Annotated in this window: 24 protein-coding genes; 4 read left to right on the top strand and 20 right to left on the bottom strand. The window is 45.6% G+C overall.

Going from position 1 to position 23,542, the window contains the following annotated elements; translation table 11 throughout:
* Positions 1–72: 72 nt before the first annotated feature.
* The 3 genes from sppA to ACN0RF_RS02715 are packed head-to-tail and all read left to right on the top strand — an operon-like array spanning position 73 to position 4,352.
* Entirely contained in the window at positions 73–1,923 is a 1,851-nt protein-coding gene (gene sppA / locus ACN0RF_RS02725) for a signal peptide peptidase SppA (protein ID WP_417437974.1), read from the top strand.
* Positions 1,924–1,961: 38 nt separating this feature from the next.
* The gene (ansA, locus tag ACN0RF_RS02720) at positions 1,962–2,975 is read left to right on the top strand and encodes an asparaginase (protein ID WP_417437973.1); all 1,014 of its coding nucleotides are present in this window, start codon (positions 1,962–1,964) and stop codon (positions 2,973–2,975) included.
* 33 nt (positions 2,976–3,008) lie between these two features.
* Positions 3,009–4,352, top strand: a complete 1,344-nt coding sequence (locus tag ACN0RF_RS02715) for a sodium-dependent transporter (protein ID WP_417437972.1) — start codon at positions 3,009–3,011, stop codon at positions 4,350–4,352.
* A 53-nt stretch (positions 4,353–4,405) separates the two neighbouring features.
* Here the strand turns inward: ACN0RF_RS02715 and ACN0RF_RS02710 are convergent, their stop codons facing one another.
* The 17 genes from ACN0RF_RS02710 to rluC all read right to left on the bottom strand — a co-directional run bounded on the left by ACN0RF_RS02710 (position 4,406) and on the right by rluC (position 17,778).
* On the bottom strand, positions 4,406–5,890 hold the full coding sequence (locus tag ACN0RF_RS02710; protein ID WP_417437971.1) for a bifunctional 2-methylcitrate dehydratase/aconitate hydratase: 1,485 nt from the start codon (positions 5,888–5,890) through the stop codon (positions 4,406–4,408).
* A gap of 341 nt (positions 5,891–6,231) precedes the next feature.
* Positions 6,232–7,020 (bottom strand): TatD family hydrolase, encoded by a 789-nt coding sequence (locus ACN0RF_RS02705; RefSeq protein ID WP_417437970.1) that lies wholly within the window; start codon positions 7,018–7,020, stop codon positions 6,232–6,234.
* 12 nt (positions 7,021–7,032) lie between these two features.
* Entirely contained in the window at positions 7,033–7,389 is a 357-nt protein-coding gene (locus ACN0RF_RS02700) for a hypothetical protein (protein ID WP_417437969.1), read from the bottom strand.
* Positions 7,390–7,412: 23 nt separating this feature from the next.
* Positions 7,413–8,273 (bottom strand): DNA polymerase III subunit delta', encoded by an 861-nt coding sequence (locus ACN0RF_RS02695; RefSeq protein ID WP_417437968.1) that lies wholly within the window; start codon positions 8,271–8,273, stop codon positions 7,413–7,415.
* Positions 8,273–8,890: a dTMP kinase gene (gene tmk, locus ACN0RF_RS02690; protein ID WP_417437967.1), complete on the bottom strand. Its 618-nt coding sequence runs from the start codon at positions 8,888–8,890 to the stop codon at positions 8,273–8,275. The genes ACN0RF_RS02695 and tmk overlap by 1 nt, the downstream gene beginning before the upstream one ends.
* A gap of 2 nt (positions 8,891–8,892) precedes the next feature.
* Positions 8,893–9,897, bottom strand: coding sequence for an endolytic transglycosylase MltG (gene mltG, locus ACN0RF_RS02685; RefSeq protein WP_417437966.1), 1,005 nt, complete (start codon positions 9,895–9,897; stop codon positions 8,893–8,895).
* Positions 9,894–10,682: an aminodeoxychorismate lyase gene (gene pabC / locus ACN0RF_RS02680; protein WP_417437965.1), complete on the bottom strand. Its 789-nt coding sequence runs from the start codon at positions 10,680–10,682 to the stop codon at positions 9,894–9,896. Before pabC ends, mltG begins: the two co-directional genes overlap by 4 nt.
* Before the next feature lie 54 nt (positions 10,683–10,736).
* On the bottom strand, positions 10,737–10,976 hold the full coding sequence (gene acpP, locus ACN0RF_RS02675; RefSeq protein WP_011234585.1) for an acyl carrier protein: 240 nt from the start codon (positions 10,974–10,976) through the stop codon (positions 10,737–10,739).
* Between the two features lie 118 nt (positions 10,977–11,094).
* On the bottom strand, positions 11,095–11,832 hold the full coding sequence (gene fabG, locus ACN0RF_RS02670; protein ID WP_011234586.1) for a 3-oxoacyl-ACP reductase FabG: 738 nt from the start codon (positions 11,830–11,832) through the stop codon (positions 11,095–11,097).
* 17 nt (positions 11,833–11,849) lie between these two features.
* Positions 11,850–12,770, bottom strand: a complete 921-nt coding sequence (gene fabD, locus ACN0RF_RS02665; protein ID WP_417437964.1) for an ACP S-malonyltransferase — start codon at positions 12,768–12,770, stop codon at positions 11,850–11,852.
* Positions 12,771–12,780: 10 nt separating this feature from the next.
* Positions 12,781–13,743 (bottom strand): beta-ketoacyl-ACP synthase III, encoded by a 963-nt coding sequence (locus ACN0RF_RS02660; RefSeq protein ID WP_417437963.1) that lies wholly within the window; start codon positions 13,741–13,743, stop codon positions 12,781–12,783.
* A 16-nt stretch (positions 13,744–13,759) separates the two neighbouring features.
* The gene (gene plsX, locus ACN0RF_RS02655) at positions 13,760–14,785 is read right to left on the bottom strand and encodes a phosphate acyltransferase PlsX (RefSeq protein WP_417437962.1); all 1,026 of its coding nucleotides are present in this window, start codon (positions 14,783–14,785) and stop codon (positions 13,760–13,762) included.
* An 8-nt stretch (positions 14,786–14,793) separates the two neighbouring features.
* Positions 14,794–14,964 (bottom strand): 50S ribosomal protein L32, encoded by a 171-nt coding sequence (gene rpmF, locus ACN0RF_RS02650; RefSeq protein ID WP_011234590.1) that lies wholly within the window; start codon positions 14,962–14,964, stop codon positions 14,794–14,796.
* 16 nt (positions 14,965–14,980) lie between these two features.
* Complete coding sequence (gene yceD / locus ACN0RF_RS02645) at positions 14,981–15,508, bottom strand: 23S rRNA accumulation protein YceD (protein WP_011234591.1); 528 nt, start codon at positions 15,506–15,508, stop codon at positions 14,981–14,983.
* A 51-nt stretch (positions 15,509–15,559) separates the two neighbouring features.
* Complete coding sequence (locus ACN0RF_RS02640; RefSeq protein ID WP_417437961.1) at positions 15,560–16,156, bottom strand: Maf family protein; 597 nt, start codon at positions 16,154–16,156, stop codon at positions 15,560–15,562.
* Positions 16,153–16,815: an HAD-IA family hydrolase gene (locus ACN0RF_RS02635; RefSeq protein WP_417437960.1), complete on the bottom strand. Its 663-nt coding sequence runs from the start codon at positions 16,813–16,815 to the stop codon at positions 16,153–16,155. Before ACN0RF_RS02635 ends, ACN0RF_RS02640 begins: the two co-directional genes overlap by 4 nt.
* 15 nt (positions 16,816–16,830) lie before the next feature.
* A complete protein-coding gene (gene rluC / locus ACN0RF_RS02630; RefSeq protein WP_417437959.1) occupies positions 16,831–17,778 on the bottom strand; it encodes a 23S rRNA pseudouridine(955/2504/2580) synthase RluC in 948 nt (315 codons plus the stop codon).
* Between the two features lie 452 nt (positions 17,779–18,230).
* Here rluC and rne point away from each other — a divergent pair, with 452 nt between their 5' ends.
* A complete protein-coding gene (gene rne / locus ACN0RF_RS02625) occupies positions 18,231–21,167 on the top strand; it encodes a ribonuclease E (RefSeq protein ID WP_417437958.1) in 2,937 nt (978 codons plus the stop codon).
* A gap of 88 nt (positions 21,168–21,255) precedes the next feature.
* Here the strand turns inward: rne and ACN0RF_RS02620 are convergent, their stop codons facing one another.
* The 3 genes from ACN0RF_RS02620 to lapB all read right to left on the bottom strand — a co-directional run bounded on the left by ACN0RF_RS02620 (position 21,256) and on the right by lapB (position 23,541).
* Positions 21,256–21,576 carry a ComEA family DNA-binding protein gene (locus ACN0RF_RS02620; RefSeq protein ID WP_417437957.1) on the bottom strand — a complete coding sequence of 107 codons (321 nt, stop codon included), beginning with the start codon at positions 21,574–21,576 and terminating at the stop codon, positions 21,256–21,258.
* Positions 21,577–21,683: 107 nt separating this feature from the next.
* Positions 21,684–22,379, bottom strand: coding sequence for an orotidine-5'-phosphate decarboxylase (pyrF, locus tag ACN0RF_RS02615; RefSeq protein WP_417437956.1), 696 nt, complete (start codon positions 22,377–22,379; stop codon positions 21,684–21,686).
* Between the two features lie 4 nt (positions 22,380–22,383).
* Entirely contained in the window at positions 22,384–23,541 is a 1,158-nt protein-coding gene (gene lapB / locus ACN0RF_RS02610; protein ID WP_114981288.1) for a lipopolysaccharide assembly protein LapB, read from the bottom strand.
* Position 23,542 lies beyond the last annotated feature (1 nt).

Here is a 23,542-nt window from a genome sequence, read left to right as displayed (position 1 = left end):
TTCTCTGACTGGTCTGTTACTCGCACATTCGATATGCTAAGGCCTGTTTTATTAGCTAATGAGAATTTAACTATGCGCTCAATCTTCAGTTATTTGTGGAAAATAATCAACGGTACGCGCAAGGTCATTTTGAACCTTGTATTCTTTTTAATCCTCGCGGTTTTTCTCGTTAGTCTATTTAGCGGAGAGGATCCTATCGAAGTACCGGAGAATGGCATTCTGGTTCTTAACCCTAATGGCATGCTGGTTGAAGAGAAGACCTGGGTTGATCCTTTTAGTCAATTCCTGAACGAAGCGATGGGAAGCAGTGATGATATACCCGAGGTTCTGTTGTCTGATGTGGTCAACTCAATTGAGAAAGCCAAAACAGATGAGCGTATAGGCGCACTGTATTTAAATTTACAAAACCTTTATCCGAGCGGGCTCAATAAACTGCAAGTCGTTGCTGAGGCTCTTGACGATTTCCGTACCTCTGGTAAGCCCATTATCAGTAATGCTGATTACTATGATCAACATCAGTATTATCTTGCCGCGCATGCAGATCAGCTTTACCTAAACCCAATGGGCGGAGTTGTATTTGAAGGACTTGATTACACTCAACTGTACTTTAAAGACTTACTCGACAAGCTTAAAGTTCAGCCTCAAGTCTTTAAAGTCGGTAAATTTAAAGCAGCGGTTGAACCCTTCATTCGTAACGACATGTCTGACGAAGCACGCGAAGCCAATGAGTTTCTTTATTCAGCTTTGTGGGATAACTTCCGCACCGATGTCGCCGCAGCACGTAACATTAATCCGTTAGTTACCAGCGGTAAAATTGATGATTACATGTCTGCGTTTAACAGTGCCAATGGCGATATGGCCAAAATGGCGTTAGAAACAAACATGGTTGATGCGCTGCGTACACGTACCGAAGTTCGTAACGAGCTCATCAATTTAGCCGGATACGATAAGGAAGAAGATACCTTCCGTCATATTACCTACGACAACTATCTGGCGACCGAAATGGAAGTTCCGGAAACCCTGCAGCCGACAGACCGTAGCCAGATAGCGGTTGTTGTCGCCCGTGGGCAAATCGTTAACGGTTCGCAAAAAGCCGGTATGATTGGTGGTGACAGCACCGCAAAACTGATTCGTGAAGCGCGTAATAACAAGCAGACCAAAGCTATTGTGTTGCGCATAGACAGCCCCGGCGGAAGTGCCTTTGCCTCTGAAATTATCCGTCAGGAAATTCTCCAGGCAAAAGAAGCCGGTATTCCGGTTGTCGCTTCTATGAGCACCGTCGCTGCATCTGGTGGTTACTGGATCGCAGCAGATGCCGATAAGATTGTAGCCGCCCCAACCACTATTACCGGCTCCATCGGTGTTTTCGGTCTGTTAATGACTCTGGAAGATAGTTTTGCGGCCATTGGTATTCATAGCGATACGGTTAGTACCACTGAAATATCCAGCTTAAACCCGCTGGAAGAAATGACCGACTATCAAAAGAACCTGGTACAAAGCTCAGTTGAAGCCACCTACGCAGATTTTTTAACTATTGTCAGCAATGCGCGCAATATGTCCCGCGACGACGTACACGAAGTTGCTCAGGGCAGAATCTGGACGGGTAAACAGGCAATGGAACGTGGTCTGGTCGATCAACTGGGTAATTTTGATGACTCAGTAAATGTTGCAGCACAACTTGCAGCTATTGATGACTACGATGTGAAGGTCATTCAACAAGAATTGTCTTCCAAAGAGCAGTTCTTTGCTGACTTGTTCAATAGCACCTCAGACTATATACCAACTCCGAGCGTCGGTAATGAGGCGAAACATTGGCTGATGGGTACATTAAATAAAGTGAAAACTGAAACCGCAGTTTTACAAAACTTTGATGACCCTAAAAATGTTTACTCTTATTGTGCACTCTGCCCTCAACCGCGATAGAATTATCGCGGTTATTTCGCAGAGCACAGGAGTGAACTTTGCCTCGTAAAAAAATTTATGTTGCCTACACTGGCGGCACCATAGGTATGAAAAAGTCAGCTCAGGGTTATGTTCCGGTTGCCGGACACCTGAGCCGATGCGTTGAAAACATGCCGGAGTTTTTCCGGGAAGAAATGCCCGAATTTACCATTAATGAGTATTCGCCATTAATGGACTCATCAAATATGACCCCCTCAGACTGGGTGACTATTGCTCGTGATATAGAGCAGAATTACGACCAGTACGATGGCTTTGTCATTTTGCATGGTACCGACACCATGGCCTATACGGCGTCTGCTCTCTCTTTTATGCTACAAAACCTGAGCAAACCCGTTATTGTAACCGGCTCACAAATACCGTTAGCCGCCTTACGTTCTGATGGCCAGACCAATCTGCTCAATTCACTTTATGTGGCCGCGAACTATCCCATTCCTGAAGTGGGTTTATTCTTTAATAATACGCTTTACCGCGGGAACCGTTCGACCAAAGCGGACGCAAACGGGTTTAAGGCTTTTGCCTCCCCTAACTACCCCTCCTTACTTGAAGCAGGAATCCAGATTCAGCTAAACGCAGGAGAACTGTCGGAACCCTCCAACCAGCCGTTAAAGGTCATTGAAATGACCCCTCAGCCAATCGGTGTGGTCATGCTTTACCCGGGAATTTCTGCTGAAATTATAAAAAACCAGCTGCAACAACCGGTAAAGGCCATGATTTTACAAAGTTACGGTGTTGGTAACGCGCCACAGGACGATGCCCTGCTAACTAGCCTGAAAGAAGGCATTAACCAGGGCATTACCATTCTTAACTGTACTCAATGCTTTCGCGGTCGGGTCAATATGGACGGCTACGCGACCGGCAACGCTCTGGCTGAAATCGGCATTGTGTCCGGCTCAGATATGACCATTGAGGCGGCACTGACTAAATTGCATTATCTGCTGTCACAAGACTTAAGCCTGAGTAAAATGCAAAAATTGTTACAGAAGAATTTACGTGGCGAATTAACTCCGCCATAATTTGACGCAGCTTAAATAATAATAAGAAAAACTATGGCAAATTCATCACCTGCGTTCGCAACCCGATTAGGGTTTATATTAGCTGCCGCTGGCTCAGCGGTTGGCGTTGGTAATATTTGGGGCTTCCCTACCCAGGCCGCCAGTAATGGCGGTGGTGCCTTTCTATTGGTGTATCTGGTTATGATTATTCTTCTGGCATACCCTATGCTGGTAGCCGAAATAACCATTGGCCGCATACGACGTCAGAACCCAATAGAAGCATTACGTAACTTATCCCATAAGCCTTTCTTAAGAGGCTCAGGTGCAATCGCCGGGGTCACTGGCCTTATTGTCTTAAGCTTAATATTGAGTTTCTACGCCATTGTATCAGGCTGGCTTGTCTCCTATATGCTGGCCCCACTGATGGTTTTAATTGGCCAGCCTGAAACCGCTCTATGGTTTACCGAGTTTTCGGTTTCCCGAAATATAACCACCATGATCTTTTTTATGCTGCTAACCGTTTACGTTGTACGTTCTGGTGTAAACAACGGCATAGAGCGCTGGTCCAGACGGTTAATGCCATTATTGTTCATTTTGTTAATTGGCATGTCCGCTTACATTTTAACGCAGGACGGTGCGATACAGGGCCTGAAAATGTACCTGCTCCCTGATTTCTCAACCATTACCGATCCGAACCTGATTATTCGGGCCATGGGGCAGGCATTCTTCTCATTGTCTCTCGGTGTTTGTGTGATGATGACTTATGGTGCTTACCTTTCAAACTCCGAAAACATCCCCAAAACAGCAGCCTGGGTAGCGGGTATTGATACCAGCGTTGCATTTTTAGCTGGCCTGCTCATTCTGCCAGCGATGTTCGTAGCGCAATCTAATGGCGTCACCATTTATGCTGAAGATGGTACCCTGCTCTCAGCGGATACTTTAGTTTTCACTGTATTACCTGCGATGTTTGATGCTCTCGGTTACGCCGGACTATTTATGTCTTTTGGTTTTTTCCTGCTAATGGTTATTGCCGCTATTACCTCTTCGATTTCTATGCTGGAAGCACCCGTCAATGCGCTTAGAGAGGAAGCTAACTGTGATCGTAGCAGCGGCGTCTGGATCATTGCGCTTGTCGTGACAGCCATTTCCACAGTTATCATTTATAACTTTGAACTACTGTTCGGTGCCGTTATTACCTTTAGCACCGTTTATATGCAGCCAATAATGGCGCTGGTGTTCGGTATAATGCTTACCTGGGTATTACGCCAGAATCATTTATTAAAAGCGCTAAAACAAGGCTCACCGGACATTGATAAAAGCTTGTTCTGGAAGATATGGCCGTGGTACGTAAAGTTCATTTGCCCAATACTGATTCTGCTGGTTATCTGGCGCGGTTAGTGATCGTTGGAAGGCTCTTCAACTTATTGAAGAGCCTTTTTTCTATAACCAACTTAGATAACAAACATATCCATAAATTCGTTAACCGTAATGTTTTCAAAAGACTGCTGCTGACGGCACTGGTCAAAAATAGATTTAACCCGCGGCTCAGGAAAACGAGTCGCTAAATTCGCTTTAAACTTGCTTTCCAGCACAGGAAAGCCCTCTTCCCGACGTCTTCTGTGTCCTATAGGATATTCCACCACAACCTTTTCAGTATGAGTTCCATCTTTGAAAAACACCTGTAAAGCATTGGCTATAGAACGCTTTTCCGGATCGTGATAATCCTGACTATATTGTTTGTTCTCAATCACTTCCATTTTTTCACGTATGCTATCAATAACCGGGTTATTTTCGTGAAAGCTGTTCTCGTAATGATCCGCTGTTAGCTCGCCGAAAATTAGCGGAACCGCAGTCATGTATTGCAAACAATGATCTCTGTCCGCCGGGTTAGCCAGCTTCCCGTGTTTTGAAATGATTCGAATAGCTGACTCATGAGTCGTTATTTCAACTTTTTCAATATCATCAATTCTGCCTTTAACTTCTGAATGCAACGCCACCGCAGCTTCACAGGCAGTCTGAGCATGGAACTCCGCCGGGAAAGACAATTTAAATAAAATATTTTCCATAACGTAACTGCCGTAGTCACGCTGAAATTTAAATTTCCAATCTTCTTTCGGTTTCAACTGCTGATCTTTATTGGTTTTATTAAACAGTACGTCGTAGAAGCCCCATTGCGGAGCCGTTAATGCCCCGGGAATTCCCATTTCACCGCGCATGGTTATGTCGGCCAAACGTACAGCTCTTGATGTGGCATCGCCGGCAGCCCAGGATTTACGCGAACCGGCATTAGGTGCGTGACGGTAAGTTCTTAACGACTGACCGTCTACCCATGCTTGTGAGACCGCAGCCATAATTTGCTCTCTGGAGCCCCCCATTAACCAAGTAACTACCGCCGTAGACGCCACTTTGACCAATACCACATGGTCCAGACCAACGCGATTAAAACTGTTTTCTATGGCTAAATTACCCTGAATTTCATGAGCTTTAATCATCGCCTCTAAAACAGTTTTCATGGTTAAAGGCTGCTCACCTTTAGACACTCGCTTTTGCGAAATATAGTCAGCGGTTGCCAGTATGCCGCCCAAATTATCGGAGGGGTGTCCCCATTCGGCTGCCAGCCAGGTATCATTAAAGTCCAGCCAACGAATAATACAACCTATATCCCAGGCCGCTTTAGCAGGGTCCATACGAAATTGAGTTCCCGGTACCCGGGCTCCGTTTGGAACCGTGGTTCCTTCAACCAGCGGGCCTAAATGTTTACTGCATTCAGGAAAACGTAGTGCTAGTAAGCCACACCCCAGAGTATCCATCAGGCAGTTACGGGCAGTATTCCAGGCTTCCTCACTGTCTACTTTGTAATCGATAACATAGTCTGCAATGGTTTGAATAACTTCGTCGTAGTCGGGGCGTTCATTACTTTCAACGGTCGTACTCATCACTGACTCCTTAGTTAATTTTATTATCAGAACGGGCTATCCGTTTGTCTATATGTACCCTGAAAAGCGTTTTTTTGATCGCCTTGAATTGTTAACAAGTAGGAGAAAAAAGATAAAAAAAACCCGGAACCAATCCAGATTGTTCCGGGTATAGGGGAATGGCTCAAAGATTGAGCCGTGCGCTAACTCATGACAAAACACTGTATTAGGTCGCATAAAATTCATTCAGTAAACTTCAGTTTAGACAATATCAAAGGGATGTCTAATTTTTTTAAAAATTTTTTTATCTTACTGTTTTTGAATAATTTTAACCAAAAAGAACACAGGTTATGCACAACTAATTAAGAGTTAGCAAACAGCTTGTAATAGTTAGCTGTCGTAGTCTTAGCCACCTCTTCTAAAGTAATGCCTTTTACGTCAGCTACGCATTTTGCAACGTCAACAACATAGGCTGGCTGGTTCTCTTTACCACGATGAGGAACCGGCGCTAACCAGGGACTGTCGGTCTCAATTAAAAGTTTTTCCAGTGGCAATGCTTTGATTGTGTCACGCAGCTCCTGAGCGTTGCGGAACGACGCGATACCAGAAATAGAAATAAAGAAATCGAGATCATCAATGGCTTTTTTTGCCATATCGAGAGATTCGGTAAAACAGTGCAAAACACCGCCTGGCTTTTCAGCATGTCCGTTTCTTAATAACGACAAGGTATCCTGCTGAGCGTCACGCGTATGAATAATTAGTGGTTTATTGACGTCGTTCGCTATTTCAATATGTTGCTCGAAATTTTCCTGCTGTAGCACTTTTGACTCAGGGTGGTAAAAATAATCGAGCCCGGTCTCTCCTACTGCAACAACGCTATTCAGTGCTGCTAGCTCGCGCAATTTCGCGCCTAACTCAGCTATTGGAGTTTGACTGTCTTTCACATACAAAGGATGCACACCACAAGAAACCGAAACATCATCAAATTCGGCCACAGCCGCCTGCATGGCCGGAAAGTCTTCGAGGGTAACGCAAACACACAGCATGTGCTCAACCTTATTAGCTCGTGCCGCTGCAACAATTTCATTTAAATCGGCACCCGCTTTTTCAGGATTGATTTTATCCAAATGACAGTGTGAGTCGACGAACATAGATAGCTCCACTTAGCGTTGATTTGAGTGACAAAAGTCGTTAACCAGTTGATTGAAGAGTTTACCATATTCACTTGTATGATGGCGGCAAAGGTAACGAAGATGATGAATCAAGGCTTGCTGTGAAGGCAGAACCGCAACCGCCAACCAGTTCTTTAGCTCCCCAGCCTCAAAGCGAAAGACCACGCTCACCTCTAAACATAGAGATTTACCTTCTATGTCAGGACATTGAAACTCTAATCTGGCTCTTTCATCTACCGCGATATCAGTCGCTTCGTAGTTGACCAACAGAGTAAGAGACTGAAACTCAGGAACAACGTGAGCTGCGAGCTCTGTCGCTGATTGTGGACTTAATTTTAGTGTCAACATGAGAACTCCGTTTTACGGAGTCGCTATGCTGAAAGAGTATTTGACCAGCGACTCCAGGCAAAACTTAATAATAACGGCAAATTGATACCGGTTGAGCCCTGATATCGCTGACGTAGCTGTCGGCATTCGGATACCCATTCACTCAGTTGCGCGACATTGACCCACTCATAGTTGCTGATTTGTTGTAATTCGTCCGCCAATTGTTGATAACGCAAACGCGTAGCCGCAGCTCGTTGGCTAATCAACAACCAATCCATTAATAAGTTCTCGGAAACATCCAGCCAGCTTAATGCGCCATCTTTATCTTTTAACAAGGGTAATTCCTGCTGTCCCCGCAGTCCTGCCAGAAGCTGCCTGGCAAAAGTCAGCTGCTCGTCGCTTTGTACCGTTGTCGGGTAGGCAATGCTTAGCCACTGCATGCGGCTTCTTAAGGTGGGCAGTAAGCGCTCTGCGTCTTTAGTTGAAACTAGCCAGTGTGTATCAGCCGGAGGTTCTTCCAGTACTTTCAGCAGTGCGTTGCCTGCCTGTTCTGTCATTTTTTCCGCTTCGAGTATGACCGCAACTTTTAGTCCGTTCTGGTTCGCTGTCTGCGTTACGTTTTGTTGCAGTTCACGCACCGTATCAACACCTATTCGATTAACCTGTGCTCCGTCAATAGTCCAGGTGTCCGGATGATTACCCGATAGGTAAAGTAAACAAGATTTGCATTTCCCGCAGGCGCTTTTGCCCGGCTGCTTGCACAACAAATACTGATTCAGGCGCTGAATAAACTCGGTCGAACCGCCCTCAATATTATGTTGTAAGTAATAAGCATGAGCCAGCCGCCCGGCCTCGGCACTTGCTACTAGTCTCAACCAGGGGTCTCGCAGCCACGGAAAAGCCATTAAAACAGATACTCCTCAATTGCTCTTAATATTGACTGATGTACATCCAGCATCGACTGGTTTGCATCAATAACAATTATGCTCGGATCTTTAGCCGCAATATTCAAATAGCTTTGCCGGGTACGTTGAAAAAAGGCTAAATCCTCTTCTTCAATGCGATCCAGTTCGCCCCGCTCACGAGCTCGCTCAAGACCTTTCTTTTCTTCAACATCAAGTAATAGAGTTAAGTCAGGGGTAAAATTACCTAAGGTAATTTTCCGTATCTTTTGCAACAAGTCATCACCAAGTTCACGACCACCGCCCTGATAAGCTCTGGAAGACAAGTCATGGCGATCCCCAATAACCCAGCGGTTTCTGGATAACGCGGGTTTTATAATATTCTCGACCAGTTGAACCCGGCTGGCGTACATAAGCAAAAGTTCGGTGGTGGGACTGACTTTTTCGTCCCACTTCTTTTTTACCAGGTCCCGCAGCGATTCTGCTAACGGTGTGCCACCCGGCTCCCGAACCGTTTCGGCCTGAATTCCTTTAGCCTGAAGATGCGTGACAATACTTGCGATAGCCGAACTTTTACCGGCTCCTTCGAGTCCTTCGATAACAATAAATTTTCCTGACATAATTACTCTTGGTTCAGTTGATATCGGCGTACTGCCCGTTGATGTTCTTCCAGTGTTTCCGAGAAAACATGGCCACCCGATTTATCCGCAACAAAATAGTAGTACGGAGAGCGTGCCGGGTTCGCCGCTGCCTCAATTGAGGCTTTGCCTGGCATTGCGATTGGTGTTGGCGGTAATCCATTAATTCGGTATGTATTATAAGCCGTTTTCTCACGCAAATGAGCCCGGGTAATATTACCGTCAAAGTTTTCAATACCATAGATTGTCGTCGGGTCAGACTGTAAGCGCATGTCGATAGCCAGACGATTAGCAAATACACTTGCGACTAAAGGGCGTTCATCGGCTAAACCGGTCTCTTTTTCAATAATAGAAGCCAGTATTAACAGCTCGTAAGGCGAATTTACAGGACACCTGTCTGAGCGTTCTTGCCAGGCATTTCCCAACACGCGCTGCATAGACTGGTACGCTTGTGTCAGGATAGCGATATCTGTTGTATAAGCTCTGTAACTGTAGGTTTCAGGTAGTAAAACACCTTCTAACGAAGCTTCTGTAACACCCAGCTTTTGCCTTAATTCTGCTGCACTCAATTCAGAAGACTCGTCTTTTAAATACGGCAGTTGTTTCAGTTGAGCTCGCCATTGTTCCAGGGTTAGGCCTTCCACCAGCGTTACGGTAAAGGTTTTTTCCCGTCCCTGACTCAGCATACTCCAAATATCAAACCAGCTCTGCTGCCCATGAATTTCATAAAGGCCAGCCTGCAAATGATTAATATCAGCAAAAATCTGACTCAGGCGGTAACTTAATGTCGAATGCCCCCCCTCAAAGTGCTCTGTCACTTGAGATGTCACGCTACGGGCAGTTGCTCCGCCTCTAAAATCTAACAGTAAAGGCGTACTGGCATCATTTTGTATCGGCTGCGATAGATACCAGCGTCCGGACACAAAAACAGCAGCGGCCGAAATCGCAAAAACTGCCACAAGCAGCACTAAAATAAGACGTTTTTTCATAATATAAGCTGCTCTAATACCGCTGGTAATTCGCATTTATCCAATACTTTACCATTAAACTGACTAACCGTAACAGCGCCTCTGACACTGTTGCTGAGGATAATCTGCTCGACATTCGCTAACTCTTTCAATGAAAAATGGCCAATACGCAAAGGAGTGAGCATGCCCTCATCAATAATCAACTGACGCATAATTCCTTGTACTCCGGAAAAACTCAGATCGGGGGTATACCATTGCCCTTGTTTGTACCAAAAAACATTTCCCTGTATGGCTTCGACAACATTACCCTCAGAGTCGCAGACCAGTAAATCGTCATATTCAGACGCACTACACTCTTGAGTTAACAGAACCTGTTCCAGTCTATTTAGTGTTTTTAAACCGGATAGCTTAGGTTGTCTGGCTAAATTCAATTCAGCAACACCAAGACTAACTGATTTAAGGTTACCCGGAGCATCACTTACCTGAAGATATTCATTCGCCACTGCACCGTCTGAGAAACCGTACCCACGGCCACCAAAACCTCTAGTGACAATAACCTTACACACACCGTTTTCAATGCCATCGCAAGCGTTAAGAATACGTTGATGCAAAGAGTCAAAGCCTGGATGGTTTATGAATAAACGGGTATTTGCTTCAGACAGTCGGCTCAAATGTCTCTCAACATGCAAAGGCACACCTTGAACAACTCGCATGGTTGTAAAGTGCCCGTCGCCGAACTGCAGCCCTCTGTCTATTTCAGAACAATGGAAAGGCTTATTATTAAGTAGTATTTTTCTTATTGTCATAACAAAAAAGGCGGAACCAATGGCTCCGCCTTTTATATCACGTTCTACGACTAATTAGTCGTTAGAATGATTATTTACGTAATCGATAGCTGATTGAACTGTTTTAATTTTTTCAGCTTCTTCGTCTGGAATTTCAGTTTCAAATTCTTCTTCCAAAGCCATTACCAGTTCAACTGTGTCCAAAGAATCAGCACCTAGGTCATTTTCAAATGACGCTTCAGGCTTAACTTCTTCTTCTTTAACACCTAATTGTTCAACAATGATTTTTTTAACGCGTTCTTCAATAGTACTCATGATTATAAAATCCCTCAATAGTCATCGCGAGAGTGAAAATTGGCTGTAGTGTAGTGAAACCAGCCTCATTAATAAAGTAAAAAATAGCATAAAGTTAAGAGGTCGTACCGCTAACCTCTTAAACCATCGCCATACCACCATTAACGTGAATGGTTTCACCAGTGATATAAGCTGCACCTTCTGATGCTAAAAATGCTACCGCAGCAGCAATTTCCTTTGGCTCGCCTAAACGTGCTGCCGGAATATTATCAAAAATAGCCTGTTTTTGCTCATCATTCAGAGCTTTTGTCATATCTGTATCAATAAAGCCAGGCGCTACACAGTTCACGGTGATGCCGCGCGCCGCAACTTCTTTAGCCATTGCCTTACTGAAACCAACCAGTCCGGCTTTCGCCGCACAATAATTAACCTGCCCCGGGTTTCCTGTTGTGCCAACAACTGAACTGATATTAATAATACGACCATTACGGCGCTTCATCATGCCGCGTACAACCGCCTTACAAACTTTAAATACGGCTGACAAGTTAGTGTTTAAGACGGCATCCCACTCGTCGTCTTTCATTCGCATCATCAGGTTGTCGCGGGTAATACCGGCATTATTCACCAGAATATCGATAGAACCATACTCTGATTCAATCTCTTTAATAACCTGCTGCAGACTATCGGAGTCGGTTACATCCAACGCCAGACCCTTGCCTTTTGAACCAAGATATTCAGAGATTGCAGCTGCACCTTTATCGGAGGTAGCCGTACCAATAACTTTCGCTCCCTGACTAGCAAGCAGTTCAGCTATTGCCTTTCCTATTCCCCGGCTTGCGCCTGTAACTAATGCGACTTTATTTTCAAAGTTTTGCACGTAAATAACCTTTTTTATTAAAGTGAGTTCAAAGAGTCTAGCGTATTCAACGCACTACAACCAAAAGCCTTAGTAATACGTTTGTTTAATCCGGTCAGTACTTTACCAGGACCAACTTCATAGGCTGTTTCGACATCCAATTTCGTAATCTGTTCAATCGTTTCAGTCCAGCGGACAGGACAATAAAGCTGACGCACCAAGGCATCTTTAATGGCATCTTCGCTGTCGGCTATGGCAACATCCACATTATTAATAACCGGTGTGTGTGGCTGTTTTAACTTTATCGACTTTAACGCGTCGGCCAATTTACTGGCTGCTGGCTGCATCAAAGCACAGTGTGACGGCACGCTAACCGGTAACGGTAAAACACGTTTTGCTCCGGCTTCTTTTAAAGCTTCTGCGGCACGGGCTACAGCGTCTGCATGTCCTGCTATAACCACCTGACCCGGTGAATTATAATTAACCGGAGTTACTATTTGTTCTCCTGCTTGCTCTAAACAAATTTTTTCAATTTCGGCATCTTCCAGGCCAATAACCGCGGCCATAGCACCTTCACCTTCGGCTACGGCTTGCTGCATAAATTCGCCGCGCAGGGCTACAAGTTTAACCGCGTCGGTAAATTCCAGCGCTCCTGCGCATACAAGGGCTGAATACTCGCCCAGACTATGGCCGGCCATAACGGTAACATCGGCCAACCCCTTCTCTTTAGCTACACGATAAAGTGCAACGCTGGCAGTTAATAAAGCAGGTTGTGTCCGCTGCGTTTCATTCAACTGCTGTTCGGGCCCCTGCTGCACCAACTGCCAAAGGTCATAACCCAAAACACTGCTGGCCTCTGCGAATGTTTCTTTCACTAATGCGAAATCATTCGACAAGTCACTTAACATACCAACGCTTTGAGAGCCTTGCCCCGGAAATAACAATGCCGTTTTAGTCATAATCATCCTCTTAGTATTGAACGAGCGCTGAACCCCACGCAAAGCCGCCGCCAAAAGCCTCTAACAAGAGCTTCTGACCACGCTTAATGCGTCCGTCCTTAACCGCCCAATCAAGTGCAATTGGTACCGATGCCGCAGAAGTATTCCCTGTTGAGTCCAGAGTAATTACCACGCGCTCCATCGGCATTTGTAACTTTTTCGCTGTTGCATTAATAATGCGTAAGTTTGCCTGATGCGGAATCAGCCAATCCAGATCATGCGCCTGTAATTGATTTTCCGCTAAAGTTTCGGTTACCAGGCTACTGAGTTTTGAAACCGCAACTTTAAAGACTTCGTTACCCTTCATGTACATCCAGGCGTTTTCTGTGCCGCGGTCGGCCCCTCTGGAGGCTTGTTTGGCTCCTAACAAGTGGCTGTATTCGCCTGCACTAAATAGATGAGTGGAGATAATTCCGGGAGTATCACTTTGCTCCAGGACAACCGCTCCTCCACCATCACCAAAAAGCACCACGGTGTTACGATCATCAGGGTCACATAAGCGCGCCAGTACATCAGTGCCGATGACCAGGATACGTCGGTGCTGCCCACTTTTAATAAACTGATCAGCTACAGAAAGCGCATAAATAAAACCAGAGCATGCCGCTCCGACGTCGAAAGCCGGAATAGATGTGACGCCCAGCATTCGTTGAATTTCACAGGCCGCACTAGGAAAAGCGTGCTCGGCCGATGTGGTCGCCACCACAATCATATCGATATCCCGGGGGCTTAAACCGGCGGCAGTCAGTGCTTCTTTAGCCGCTTCATAACCTACAGTCGCTGCGGTTTCATTTGGTGCCGCAATGCGCCGTTCTTTAATGCCAGTTCTTTCTGTTATCCATTCGTCAGACGTATCAACCCGCTGAGAGAGTTCTTCATTAGTAAGCCGTTGTTCGGGCAGATAGTGCCCGGTACCAACAATTTTTGCATAAGTCATAGCGCTACTTAACTGATTACAGCTGTTCTGATAAGACTGCTTCGACACGATGTTTAATTCGCTCAGGAAGCTGTTCATGCGCTTCTGCGACGGCTTGTTGAATTGCACTATAAAAAGCGCCGGCGCTAGCGCTACCGTGACTTTTGATCACGACATGCCGCAATCCTATCAGACTCGCACCATTGTAGTGGTCGGGCTTCAGCCTATCCCAGGACTTGTGCGTCCGTTTTTGTAAAAAACGAAAGAAAAACCGATAAAGCCAATGTGAGTTTAATGTATCCCGCATTTGGTCAATAATGAATGTTGCCAGACCTTCGCAGCTTTTGAGCGCAACATTGCCGACGAAACCATCACAAACCACAACATCAGCTCTGCCACTAAATAAATGATTACCTTCAATAAAGCCAATGTAGTTTAGCTGCTCACATTGAGCGAGTCTGGCCGCTGCATTGCGCACAACATCATTACCTTTGATGTCTTCTTCACCCATATTTAACAGGCTAATTTTAGGAGCCGGCACACCCGATAAATATTCAGCGGCCACAGCTCCCATAACACCAAACTGAAACAAGGTTTCTGAATCACAGCTGGCATTAGCGCCGAGATCAAGCAGGTAGGATTTTCCGCCGGTTTGATTCGGCAAAGCCGTCATCAGCGCCGGGCGCAAGACACCAGGAAGTGTCTTAAGTGTAAAATAAGCATTAGTCATTAATGCGCCAGTATTGCCACCGCTGACCATTGCCTGACAATTACCATCGGTTAGGGTTTGCAGCGCAACGCGCATGGAGGACTCAGGTTTACTGCGCAGAGACTGGCCCGGTTTGTCATCCATCTCGATAACTTGTTCTGCATGAACAATATTTATGGAAGGATGCGAGCTTAAATTGAATTTATCGAGTAACGAGGTGAGTTCTTGCTCATGCCCAACAACGGTGAATTTAACATCGGGATACCGATGAACCGCTTTTTCCAGGGCTTCTATAACAATAGAGGGGCCATTATCGCCCCCCATTGCATCAATCGCTATGTTCAGTTCAGGCATGGCCTGTCTTACTTATTAACGACCTTACGACCCTTGTAATAACCGTCGGCTGTTACGTGGTGACGACGATGCGTTTCACCCGTAGTTGAGTCAACCGACAGTGTTGGGCCGTCTATTGCATCGTGTGAACGACGCATGTCGCGTCTTGAACGACTTTTCTTACTTTTTTGAACAGCCATTTACGCTATCTCCTGATTATTTACGCTTCAATTCTTGCAATACGGCAAACGGGTTCTCAGACTCTTCAGCAGCTGATTCGTCAATTTCGCCCCACGTCATCGCATCACGATCCACCTGACATGCCTTAGCGTCGTGCTTAGGAACTATTGGCATAGCCAGAATTAATTCGTCTTCAACAAGCCCATGCAGGTTAACTTCTCCAAAGTCGTTTACCTCAATAGCTTCGTAGCTATCGGGAAAGTCATCTGCCACCTGTCGCTTAGTGACAGGAGCATACGCAAATTGCGCGAGAATATCAACATCCAGGGGCGTATTACAGCGTTCACAAAGTACTTTTACAGCAACTTTTGCTTTCCCTGTAAAATAACTAATGCCCTGCTCATCAATTCCAAACTCAACACTGGCCTCAGGATCGGGGCAAGGTTCTACCAAACTTTCCTGAAGTCTTGTTAATGTTTTTCCAGGCACAACCCCATCGTATGCCACTTTCTTGTTGGCACTTTTGACTGGGTCTACTGTTACGGGAATACGAACTTTTTGCATAGCGCGCGAATGTTAACGAAGTTCCGCTTTACTGACAAGGGAAATCTGTCGTTAATCCTTATTTAGGGGGTTAATTCCGTGAGTTCTCAACATATCCAATAAAGCGATAGCTGGTAACCCGATGAGTGTATTGGGGTCGTTGCCTTTTAAACTACTGAATAAACTGATTCCCAGCCCTTCGCTTTTGAAGCTGCCGGCACAATCAAAGGGGTTTTCAAGTTCAACGTAACGTTCTATTTCTTCGGTACTCAGTTGACGAAACTCGACTTCAAACGGCTCTACTCTGACTTCGCATTGTTGAGCCTCTGTATTAAGAACGGCCAACCCAGTATAAAAGGTTACCGTTTTGCCCACAAAGCTGGATAATTGTTGCACCGCATTTTCATGGTTGCCGGGTTTGCCTAAAATATTGCCATCACAAACAGCAACCTGGTCGGAACCAATAATAATAGCGTTATCGTAAGTCATTCTCTTTTCAACTGCCCGGGCTTTTGCTTCCGCTAACCGGCCGACTAATTGTTGCGGGCTTTCTGAGCTAATCGCACTCTCATCTATATCCGGCTTCACAACATCGTAGTTCAAATGCAGTCTATCTAAAATTTCGCGACGGTACTTAGAACCTGATCCCAGGATTAATGGCAACGTCATAAGGCCTCCCTGACAAGTTTATTGCTGAGTTCGGAAAGCGAATCGACCACTATTGTAGCTCCGGCTTCGCGTAAACGTTCAGCGTCATGCACACCAAAGCTTACGCCAATTGCCAGTACACCAGCGGCAACCGCCATTTTCATATCGTGAACAGAATCTCCAACCATTACGGTGTGCTCAGGCTGGGTTTTAAGTTCACTCATAATTTCATAAAGCATCTGGGGGTCAGGCTTACCTTTAGTTTCACTGGCGCACCGCGAGGTATCAAAGTAATGCTCGGTTTCACTTTCTGCCCAGACTCGCTTTAGCCCCCGTCTGGCCTTGCCCGTAGCAACGGCTAAACGATAACCGGCACTGGATAACTGAGAAAGCACCGCCTTTGCATCGTGGAATAATGGCGACGGCGTTGTATTCAAATCAACATATTCATCACGATACTGAGTTAGAAAATTATTCATTTGTGTTGCGTTAAGCACGCCGAACAGTTTCTCTATTGCGGGTTCAAGGCTTAAACCAATAATATCTCTGACTGAAACCTCGGTCGGAACGGGTAAGTCCGTGTGCTGCGCTGTATTTTGCATAGAAGACACAATTCGGCCAATGGAGTCCATTAAAGTGCCGTCCCAGTCAAACACCACAAGTCGCTTATCGTACATCATTATAAGCTGTCCTTATTATTGCGCCGTCAGTTGCTTTAACGTTTGCTGTAAGTTCTCATCCAGAGGGGCTTCAAAAGCCACTTCTTTTCCTGTAACAGGATGCAGAAAACGCAGCTGCCAGGCGTGTAAAAACAGTCGGTTTAACCCAAGCCCGGACATTGCGTTGTCGAAATCTGCATCACCATACTTAGGATCTTTCGCTATAGGATGACCCGCATGTAACGCATGAACACGAATTTGATGGGTGCGACCGGTAACTGGCGAGGCTTCAACTAGTGTCCCTTCCTTATACCTTTGCTGAATTCTGAAACGAGTCAAAGAGGCTTTGCCTTCTGCATCAACGCGTACAATTCTCTCGCCGGATTTTAAGGTGTTCTTTTTCAATGGCGCCTCAACACTACGAACCCGTTTTTGCCATTGACCGCGAACCAACGCCAGATATTGCTTATTCATTTCTTTGTTACGCAGCTGTTCGTGCAAACTTCTCAGCACTGAACGTTTTTTAGCAACCAGCAACAGGCCACTGGTGTCCCGGTCTATTCGGTGAACCAGCTCTAAGTTTTTCTCTTTTGGCCGCAACGCTCTTAAACCTTCAATAAGACCGAACTGCAGCCCGGAGCCGCCATGTACGGCGACTCCTGACGGTTTATTAATTAGCATCAAAGCGTCGTCTTCATAGAGGATCGCGTGCTCGAGAGCTGCAACCTGTTCTAAATTAGCAGACGGAAGATCCGGCCTTTCACTCACTTTTACCGGAGGAATACGAATGAGGTCGCCTTCCTTTAACTTATAGTCCGGTTTTATCCGCTTTTTATTCGCCCGTACTTCACCTTTACGAACAATTCGGTACACCAAAGACTTAGGTACACCGCGTAATTGCGCAATGAGAAAGTTATCTATTCGCTGCCCTGACTCTTCTGCAGAGACAGTATGCCAGCGTACTTCTTGTTGAATTGTTTTCATGCCGCTATTTTACCATCATCTACAAGATTCAACAGCGAAATTGTTGCTTGTATTTTCAGTGGTTTTCATGGAATAATTAAGTGTCAAAGTCCATCGAAGATGGCAGACGAAGAATATATTTCGCGCAATCGAAATAACAGAGCGACGCATTATCCACATCAGCGTACGGTTTTAAAGTCTAATGAAGTGACTAGCCGAGATGTTGATGGCACGGAGAAGAACACAGCACATTGAATACGCTTTGTTTCATAATCGATTGCAGACGTAAAATTTAGCGACAATATGACACCGAACAGTTGGTGTTATCGGCACAGTCAAACTCATTTTAGTTACACGTTGTAGATGACGGGTAACGCAGGTCCCAAAGGGCCTGCAGCGACAGACGAATTCGATAATTGCACGATCGCCATTGAGGCGTGTCATATTGTGGCCCAAAGAATTGAGTCACAGTAATGAAAAGAATGCTAATTAATGCCACGCAATTAGAAGAGTTGCGTGTTGCGCTGGTTGACGGCCAGCGCCTTTACGATTTAGATATTGAAAGCCCTGGTCACGAACAAAAAAAAGCAAACATATATAAAGGCAAAATCACGCGCATAGAGCCAAGCCTCGAAGCTGCCTTTGTTGATTATGGCGCAGAACGCCACGGCTTCCTTCCTCTTAAAGAAATAGCTAAAACCTATTTTCCGCAAGGTTATACCTTCCAGGGTCGCCCCAATATCAAAGATGTAGTTAAAGAAGGCCAGGAAGTTATTGTTCAAATAGACAAAGAAGAGCGAGGCCAGAAAGGTGCCGCCTTAACTACCTTTGTTTCCCTGGCTGGCAGCTATTTGGTACTCATGCCGAACAACCCCCGAGCCGGTGGTATCTCTCGCCGTATTGAGGGCGACGAACGTTCAGCATTAAAGGAAGCGCTATCTGACCTCAATGTTCCAAAAGAAATGGGACTGATTGTCCGTACCGCTGGTGTAGGCAAGTCAAAAGAAGAGCTCGAGTGGGACTTAAATGTTCTGCTTAATCATTGGGAAGCCATTAGCAAAGCTGCAGACGAGCGCCCTGCTCCTTTCCTTATTCATCAGGAAAGCAACGTTATTTTCCGTGCCTTACGCGATTACCTGCGTAGAGACATCGGTGAAGTTCTCATCGATAGCCCGAAAGTTTACGAGCAAGTCCGTAGTCATATACAGCTTATTCGCCCCGACTTTTTACAACGCGTAAAACAATACGAAGGCGATGTCCCGCTTTTCAGTCACTACCAGATAGAAAGTCAAATTGAATCTGCATTCCAGCGCGAAGTCCGCCTTCCGTCAGGTGGTTCAATTGTTATCGACCCTACTGAAGCACTGACATCTATCGACATTAACTCGTCACGTGCAACTAAAGGTGGCGATATCGAAGAAACGGCATTGCAGACCAACCTTGAAGCAGCCGAAGAAATAGCGCGTCAATTGCGTTTACGCGACGTTGGCGGCTTAGTGGTTATCGACTTTATTGATATGACCCCTGCCCGCCATCAGCGTGATGTTGAAAACCGTTTACGCGACAGTTTATCTCAGGACAGAGCGCGTATTCAGGTGGCCCGTATTTCGCGCTTCGGCTTGATGGAAATGTCCCGTCAGCGTTTACGTCCTTCACTGGGCGAATCAGCAAACAATGTATGCCCTCGCTGTAATGGTCAGGGAACTATACGCTCAAGCGATTCTTTAGCTCTGTCGATTTTGCGTTTGATTGAAGAAGAAGCCATAAAAGACAACACCATTCAGGTGCATGCTCAGGTTCCGGTCGATGTCGCAACTTATTTGCTTAATGAAAAGCGTCAATCCGTAAATCATATTGAGAAGCGTCATAACGTAAAAATCGTTATTATCCCGAATCACCATATGGAAACACCTCACTTTGAAGTGTTACGTATTCGTGATGACGAAGTTCCGGAATCGGCCAGTTTTGAGTTGGTACAAAAACCGGAACAAACTGAATCTACGGTTTCTATTACCTTGACTCAGGATAAAGCGAAATTTGAAGAGCCGGCACTAAAAGGCCTTCAGGCACCGAGTGCAGCTCCTACGCCAGCACCGGCTCCTAAAGTTGAAAAGAAAAAAGCAGCTCAACCATCCTTGTTGAGTCGTTTAGCTACCTGGTTCTCTGGCTTATTTGGTTCAGATGAAGCGCAGAAACAGGCTGAAGCTGAGAAAGAAAAAGAACGCAATGCTCAGAACCAGCGGAATCAGCAACGTCGTGGCCGTAATCGCCGCTCAGGGAACCGTCAGCAGCGAGGCCGCAACCACCAGTCAGCAGGTAAGGACAAAGAAGCCAGTAAAGAAAACACCTCTGCAGCTACGGAAGATAAATCAACGGAATCTCGCGATGACGCAGGTAACCGTAATAGTCGCAACCGTAACGATCGCAGACGTCGTGGTCGCAGCAATAAAAATCAGCAGCAGCCAAAACCAGAAGCAACTAAGAACGAGCAAGTTGATAGCCCGGCTGAAGCAGAAAAGCCGAAAGAGCCTAAAGCTGTTCAGGATAAACCACGTCGCCAACGTAAGCCGATTGAAAAATCCGTTCGTGTTTCATCGACTGGCGATTCAGTAGAAGCTAAAGAACCAACGCAACCAGTCCAAAAGGCTGCTGATGCGTCTACTAATAGCGCAGATACTCAAAAGCCAGCCCAGGCTAAAGAGAAACCATCACAGCAGTCGGGTTCTGGTAAGAGCGAAAATAAAGTAATTTCTGATAAGGTGCTGGATCCGCGTATGCAGGCAGCTGCTGAGTTGGTGCAAAATCAGACTCAATCTACGACTCCGATGCAACAGAGCGTAGAGAAGAGTGTTGATGAGAAAACGCCTCAAGCGGACACTCAAGCAACTCAACAAACTGAAACCAGTACAGACGAAACAGTACAAAAGCCGGACACAGCGAAACCAGAAGCTCAGCCTGAAGTGGCATCTGATGACAAAGTAGAAGCATCAGTTGAGCAAGCCAGTGAAGCAGTGTCAGAACCAGCTAAAGATGAACAAAGTAATAGCTCTGAAACCTCTGAAGAGCATCCAAAGCCAACTGAGACAGAAGACACTGTTGAAGAAAAACCAGAACCTAAGGCTGAAGAAAAGAAAAGCAGAGATCGCTCTCGCCGCTCTCCTCGTCACCAACGGGCTGCTGGGCAAAAACGCAAGCAAATGAAAACCGAAGCGGTTATACCTAACCGTTCATTAAGTGGTTCATCATTTTCTGCAATGACAAAGGCAACAGCTGAAGAGCGCAAAGAAGCCTTTAAGGCTCTGCCTGTAGCTTCATCAGATAATCGTCCTCAGTTTGTTAAAGACAGTCGTATTGCCAGTATTTCTCAAGCGCGTTCGACTTCTTATGCCGAAATGGCAAAATGTGATTAAATTCAGCTAAACAAAGGTTTAGTTAAAAAATAAAAAGGCCGGTAGCAACCAACTACCGGCCTTTTTTATCTCTGGAGTTTACTTGCCACTACTGCTTAATCGTAATGAAAGCTCGATTTTTTTCTAAGGTTTTAGCACCAATACCTTTTACATCAAGTAACTGCTCTACTTCGGTAAAGCCACCCAGTTGCTCTCTTAGCTTAATGATCTGTTCAGCCCGTTTCTCACCAACACCAACCAGCACAGCCGATATTTCTTGTGCTGACCCCGTATTGATATTGACAGTTTTAACCTCTTCAGTCTGCGCTACGGGCGATAAGTTTGGTAAAGCGGATAACGGAGTGGCTTGTGCCCCTGCTGCTAAAACCAGCGATGAGGCAACAAGTATGGGTATTAATTTTAGCTTCATAGTGTTCATTCCCTATTGAAAAATCACTGCGTCACTGCAGTAAGGACACTATAGCCGAAGTTTTTAGCCTTCCTGGAAGATTACGACATTGTGAAGGCGTAAGTAAGTTATTCTCCTATAGAAGCTAGTATTTCCGCAATGCTGGCAGCTGGATCAGTTGCTTGCGTAATGGGTCGCCCAATGACCATATAATCAACTCCAGCCTCTATTGCGGCTTCTGGTGTCATAACCCGCTTTTGGTCACCGGCGGCGCTGTTGGCAGGTCGGATACCCGGCGTTACAAGCTTAAATAACGTACCCAAATCACGTTTCAGCATACGAGCTTCCTGAGCAGAACAAACCACTCCGTCCAAACCAGCCTGCTGCGCTAGTTTTGCCAGTTTAAGGACTTGCTGTTCCGCAGTTACCTGGATTCCAATTTCTGCAAGTTCAGAATCACCCATGCTGGTGAGTACTGTCACAGCTATTAATAAAGGAGGCTTATCAAATTGCTTTAATGCATCCCTTGCCGCGCTCATCATTTCGGTACCGCCGCTGGCATGCACGTTCACTATATCAACACCAATTTTAGCTGCTGAGGTTACCGCCTTAGCCACTGTGTTTGGAATATCGTGAAACTTTAAATCTAAAAATACTGAAAAACCTTGCTCAACCTGCTTTTTCACCCAGTCAGGTCCAATAGCAGTAAACAATTCCTTACCCACTTTCAGCCCAACTTTTCCGGCTGGTAATTGACTCACTAAATTGTCAGCGGCTTCCTGTGTCTGGCAATCTAATGCAACATAAATTTTCGGTAACGCCATGTTGTTATTCACCATCTAATCCAAAAATAGGTTTTGTTGTTGCCCAGCTCTTACACGACGGACAACGCCAATATAAAGTATGTCCGGAGAAACCACAGTGGCGACACTTATAATTGGGTCGCTGCACTATGTGCTCGTGAACCATTTTGCGCAGTCTCCGGAGGCTGTCACGCGCATTGCCCACATCAGCGGCTCTAATGTGTAACCCCATTAAATGATGGAATCCGCGCATTGTTGGATGCTGCTCTAAAACGTGAGTCATAAAGTGTTCTGCGTCTTCAATACTTTGCGATTCACAGATTTTTTCTGACAATGTAATAGCGGCCGTTATCCCCGCATTGTGTTCAACGCAACTGTGTAGAAACTCGATAAAAGCATGGGTATCCGATATTTTCTCGTAAGCTTCCTCTAGCAAAGGAATGGTTTCGCAAACGAAGGATTTATCCTGTTCGAACACCCGGATTAAGTAATTAATAGATTCCCCGTACTCCCCTTCTTTCATGTAGATTTTCCCCAGGGAGAGAACAGCCCTAACACAATTAGTATCGTGTTTAAGCGCTTTGCTGTAATGCTTTATTTTACTCGGAACATTGTCGTCTAATTCGGCAAGTTCGCAATATAACTGAGCGAGAACGACCCGCGCGTGGCTGCTTTGCTTCGCCAGACGCAAAGCTATTTTAATGGCTTTATCCCATTCGTGCGTGGACTCATAAAGCTCAAGAAGGTGCTTTTGGCTTTTTTCCCGGAATAATTTGTAACTCTGCAAGCCGGCAAACATTTGTTCAGCGCGGTCATAGATTCCGGCCGAAAGATAGTCTTTACCTAACTCGTACATAGCCGTTAAGCGATCGTGCTCAGACAGATTGGGAAGTGATGTCAGGTTTTTATGAATTTTTATTGCGCGGTCAACTTCGCCTCTGCGGCGAAATAACTTGCCTAAGGTCCAGTGAGTCTCTATGGTTTCGCTGTCGACGTCTAATAACTCGACGAATAAATCAACTGCCTTATCTGGCTGATCTGACAGTAAAAGATTGATACCTGTGGCGTACTTTTTGGAGAAACGTTTCTGCTCTTTTCGTTCTTCTGTGCGAACACTATTGCGGCCCATGAACCAGCCATAGGCAGCAGCAATTGGTAAAAGCAGGAAGAGAAGCTCCAACATG

This window comes from Idiomarina sp. (assembly GCF_048260185.1).
GTDB lineage: Bacteria > Pseudomonadota > Gammaproteobacteria > Enterobacterales > Alteromonadaceae > Idiomarina.
This window is presented reverse-complemented; position numbering and strand designations above follow the sequence as displayed.